The organism is Streptomyces sp. NPDC006265, assembly GCF_040613555.1.
Taxonomy (GTDB): Bacteria; Actinomycetota; Actinomycetes; order Streptomycetales; family Streptomycetaceae; genus Streptomyces.
The window spans coordinates 1-4500 of record NZ_JBEXSH010000769.1 but is presented as its reverse complement, the minus strand read 5'-3'; the positions used below and the strand labels follow the sequence as shown (position 1 = coordinate 4500).

General features: G+C 68.8%; 5 protein-coding genes. 3 read left to right on the top strand and 2 right to left on the bottom strand.

Annotation, left to right across the window (positions count from 1 at the left end; genetic code table 11):
• Nucleotides 1-105: 105 nt before the first annotated feature.
• Both ABZ281_RS39520 and ABZ281_RS39515 read right to left on the bottom strand, forming a co-directional pair.
• Nucleotides 106-657, bottom strand: coding sequence for a hypothetical protein (locus tag ABZ281_RS39520; RefSeq protein ID WP_356662814.1), 552 nt, complete (start codon nt 655-657; stop codon nt 106-108).
• Nucleotides 658-769: 112 nt separating this feature from the next.
• Nucleotides 770-1009, bottom strand: a complete 240-nt coding sequence (locus ABZ281_RS39515; protein WP_356662813.1) for a hypothetical protein — start codon at nt 1007-1009, stop codon at nt 770-772.
• A gap of 176 nt (nt 1010-1185) precedes the next feature.
• On the opposite strand from ABZ281_RS39515, the gene thyX reads away from it, so the two are divergent.
• The 3 genes from thyX to ABZ281_RS39500 all read left to right on the top strand — a co-directional run.
• Nucleotides 1186-1926: an FAD-dependent thymidylate synthase gene (gene thyX / locus ABZ281_RS39510; protein WP_031109938.1), complete on the top strand. Its 741-nt coding sequence runs from the start codon at nt 1186-1188 to the stop codon at nt 1924-1926.
• Nucleotides 1927-2138: 212 nt separating this feature from the next.
• A complete protein-coding gene (gene dapA, locus ABZ281_RS39505) occupies nt 2139-3038 on the top strand; it encodes a 4-hydroxy-tetrahydrodipicolinate synthase (RefSeq protein WP_142158879.1) in 900 nt (299 codons plus the stop codon).
• 153 nt (nt 3039-3191) lie between these two features.
• A partial coding sequence (locus ABZ281_RS39500; RefSeq protein WP_356662812.1) for a ribonuclease J occupies nt 3192-4500 on the top strand: 1309 nt, incomplete at its 3' end.

Genomic DNA, 4500 nt, shown 5'->3' with positions numbered 1-4500 from the left:
TTTTTTTTTTTTTTTTCTGTTTTCTTATGAGCAGCGGGGCCCGCGCGGGGGGGGGGCGGCGCGCCGCCCCCGGGCCCCCCCCCCGCCGGCATGAGATCGAGGACGTCAGCGAGGGCCGTACTCCTCGGCCCACGCCTCCACCGAGTCCGCCGCCCGGTCGAAAGCCTCCGCGCGGCCCACGAAGTCCGCGTTGTGCGTCGTCATCAGCGGTACCGGACCGGCGGTGTCGCCCTGGCGTCCGAGCAGCAGCGCCTGCCCCTGCACGGTCCGGGGCAGCCCCAGCCAGCGGACCGGCTGCTGCACCGTACGCACCGAGACGACCTGCTCCCAGGACGCCGTACGCGTCGTGAGGAAACCCACGTGCCGCAGCCCGCGCGCGCTGAGCCACACGCCCATGCGCAGCAGCCGCAGCGCCGCGGCGATGACGAGCAACGCGAGCGCGAACACCACCGCGGCCGACGTCGGTTCGGCCGTCGCGGCGATGATGACCGCCGCGAACAGCACGAACGAGGCGAGCAGCAGCGCGAGCGCCGCAACGCCGACGCGCCAGGGCCCGGGCCGGTATGGCCGCCGCCAGAGGTCACGGTCGTCGTAGGGCAACGGAACATCGTCCGCCGCCTCGAAAACACGGTCGGCCGTCAGGAAGGGCAGGGGCACGGCTGGTCCTCACTCGATCCATGCGTGGGCTGTGCCCGGTGAGGCTACCGATCTGTGTGCCCGGTCACCACTGGCGGGGGGCCGGATGGAGTCACCGCCGATGCGGTGCGGTTCAGTGCTTCTCGGACGCCTGCGACTGCTGAGGCTGATCAGTCGTCTTGCCGGGCGACAGCGCGGGCGTCCCGATGACCAGGGACCCCACGAGCCCCGCCACGATGGTGAGCCCCAGCAGCCAACGGCCGGCCATCTGACCGACGGACGACCGCTCGCGCGGCGGGGGAGTGACATTGCTGCGGAACCTGTCGGCCTCGGCGACGAAGGCAAACGGTACGGGTTCACGCCGACCGAACATCAGGGGTACTTCTCCTTCAGGGGTGGAACGGATCACTTTCGTCTGTAGAGACGAACGAACTCCCTCAGAGGTGCCCTGTTTCATCGACTTCATTGCGGCACGCCACCGATCGCACCGAATCGGCCGGGCCGTAGAGTGGCGTCGCCACACGACGAGATGGGAAGGCCCTGCCAACCGTGACCGACACTCCCGCCGACGATCTCAAACCCAGCTACCGCAGCGACGTCACCGTCGAGCTGGTCAAGCACACCGCGTCCGACGCGGACGTCCTCTTCGCCGCCCGCGTCTCGACCCTCGGCGAGCAGTCCCTGGACGAGCTGAAGAAGGACCCCGAGCGTTCCAAGGGCCTGATCAACTACCTGATGCGGGACCGGCACGGCAGCCCCTTCGAGCACAACTCGATGACGTTCCTCATCAGCGCCCCGATCTTCGTCTTCCGCGAGTTCATGCGGCACCGCGTCGGCTGGTCGTACAACGAGGAGAGCGGCCGCTACCGCGAGCTCCAGCCCGTCTTCTACGTTCCCGACGAGTCCCGCAAGCTGGTCCAGGAGGGCCGCCCGGGCAAGTACGTCTTCGTCGAGGGCACCCAGGCCCAGCAGGAGCTGACCGGCCGCGTGATGGAGGACTCGTACCGGCAGGCGTACGAGGCCTACCAGGAGATGCTCGCCGCCGGCGTCGCCCGGGAGGTAGCCCGTTCGGTCCTCCCGGTCGGCCTGTACTCCTCGATGTACGCCACCTGCAACGCCCGCTCGTTGATGCACTTCCTCGGCCTGCGCACCCAGCACGAGCTGGCCAAGGTCCCGTCCTTCCCGCAGCGCGAGATCGAGATGGTCGGCGAGAAGATGGAGGCCGAGTGGTCCCGGCTCATGCCCCTCACCTACGCGGCCTTCAACGGGAACGGACGCGTGGCGCCATAACGCGTCCCCGGTCGCCCGGTCAGGTAAGGATGTACGGTTCAGCCGTGTGAAATGTCCGTATTGCGGCATTTAGATAAGTTCATCTAGCCTGATCAAACGGGTCCGGCACTGCTTGAACCCCCGAGCAGGCAGTGCCGGGCTCCACCTTTGTCACGACTTGTCGCCTGCCCCGTGGGCAGACCCGGTCCTGAGCAACGAGTAGCGTGTAACCCATGGCTCCGACCTCGACTCCGCAGACCCCCTTCGGGCGGGTCCTCACCGCCATGGTCACGCCCTTCACGGCGGACGGCGCACTCGACCTCGACGGCGCGCAGCGGCTCGCCGCCCACCTGGTGGACGCAGGCAACGACGGCCTGGTCATCAACGGCACCACCGGCGAGTCCCCGACCACCAGCGACGCGGAGAAAGCGGATCTCGTACGGGCGGTCCTGGAGGCGGTCGGAGACCGTGCCCACGTGGTGGCCGGAGTCGGCACCAACGACACCCACCACAGCATGGAGCTCGCCCGGGCGGCGGAGCGCACCGGCGCACACGGCTTGCTCGTCGTCACCCCGTACTACAACAAGCCCCCGCAGGAAGGCCTCTACCGGCACTTCACGGCCGTCGCCGACACCACCGGCCTTCCGGTGATGCTCTACGACATCCCCGGTCGCAGCGGCGTCCCGATCAACACCGAGACGCTCGTCCGCCTCGCAGAGCACCCGCGGATCGTCGCCAACAAGGACGCCAAGGGCGACCTCGGCCGCGCCAGCTGGGCCATCGCCCGCTCCGGCCTCGCCTGGTACTCCGGCGACGACATGCTGAACCTGCCCCTCCTCTCGGTCGGCGCGGTCGGCTTCGTCTCGGTCGTCGGCCACGTCGTCACCCCCGAGCTGCGCGCCCTGGTCGAGGCGTACACCTCGGGCGACGTCCAGAAGGCAACCGAGATCCACCAGCAGCTGCTCGCCGTCTACACCGGTATGTTCCGCACCCAGGGCGTGATGACGACCAAGGCGGCGCTCGCCCTGCAGGGGCTGCCCGGCGGACCCCTGCGTGCCCCCATGGTCGAGTGCGCACCCGAGGAGATCGAGCAACTCAAGATCGATCTTGCCGCGGGCGGGGTACAGCTCTGACACCAGACTTCGCGCGGACCCCCGCGCAACTGCTTCACAACTGAATAAGCGGGCCACCGGTGCCCGCGTACCCCACACACAACTGCTTCTGCACGAACGTCACGCGCGCCACGTGCCCCACCGGTACGTGGCGCGCGTGGTGAGGAGAGTCTTTTGAGTCATCCGCATCCCGAACTCCGCACGCCCCCGCCGCTCCCCGAAGGCGGCCTGCGCGTCACTCCGCTCGGCGGCCTCGGCGAGATCGGCCGCAACATGACGGTCTTCGAATTCGGCGGCCGCCTGCTCATCGTCGACTGCGGGGTGCTCTTCCCCGAGGAGGAGCAGCCCGGCATCGACCTGATCCTGCCGGACTTCTCGTCCATCAGGGACCGCCTCGACGACATCGAGGGCATCGTGCTCACGCACGGGCACGAGGACCACATCGGCGGTGTCCCCTTCCTCCTGCGCGAGAAGCCGGACATCCCGCTGATCGGCTCCAAGCTGACCCTCGCCCTCATCGAGGCCAAGCTCCAGGAGCACCGCATCCGCCCCTACACCCTCGAGGTGGCGGAGGGGCACCGCGAGCGCATCGGTCCCTTCGACTGCGAGTTCATCGCGGTCAACCACTCCATCCCGGACGCGCTGGCCGTGGCCATCCGCACCCCCGCGGGCATGGCGGTCCACACCGGCGACTTCAAGATGGACCAGCTCCCGCTGGACAGCCGGCTCACCGACCTCCACGCATTCGCACGTCTGAGCGAGGAGGGTATCGACCTCCTCCTCTCGGACTCGACGAACGCCGAGGTGCCGGGGTTCGTCCCGCCCGAGCGGGAGATCTCCAACGTCCTGCGCCAGGTCTTCGCCGGCGCCCGCAAGCGCATCATCGTCGCGAGCTTCGCCAGCCACGTGCACCGCATCCAGCAGATCCTGGACGCGGCGCACGAGTACGGCCGCCGCGTCGCCTTCGTCGGCCGCTCCATGGTCCGCAACATGGGCATCGCACGGGACCTGGGCTATCTGAAGGTCCCGCCGGGCCTGGTCGTGGACGTCAAGACGCTCGACGACCTCCCGGACAGCGAGGTGGTCCTGGTCTGCACGGGCTCCCAGGGCGAACCGATGGCCGCCCTGTCCCGCATGGCCAACCGCGACCACCAGATCCGCATCGTCCAGGGCGACACGGTGATCCTCGCGTCGTCCCTGATCCCCGGCAACGAGAACGCGGTCTACCGCGTGATCAACGGCCTCACCCGCTGGGGCGCCAACGTGGTCCACAAGGGCAACGCCAAGGTCCATGTCTCCGGCCACGCCTCCGCGGGCGAGCTGCTGTACTTCTACAACATCTGCCGCCCGAAGAACCTGATGCCGGTGCACGGTGAATGGCGCCACCTGCGGGCCAACGCCGAGCTGGGCGCCCTGACCGGCGTCCCGCACGACCGCATCGTCATCGCCGAGGACGGCGTCGCCGTCGACCTCGTCGAGGGCA

Coding starts and splice junctions, on each gene's coding strand:
- ABZ281_RS39515 (WP_356662813.1), bottom strand. CDS start 1,009: ATGTTCGGTCGGCGTGAACCCGTACCGTTTGCCTTCGTCGCCGAGGCC.
- dapA (WP_142158879.1), top strand. CDS start 2,139: ATGGCTCCGACCTCGACTCCGCAGACCCCCTTCGGGCGGGTCCTCACC.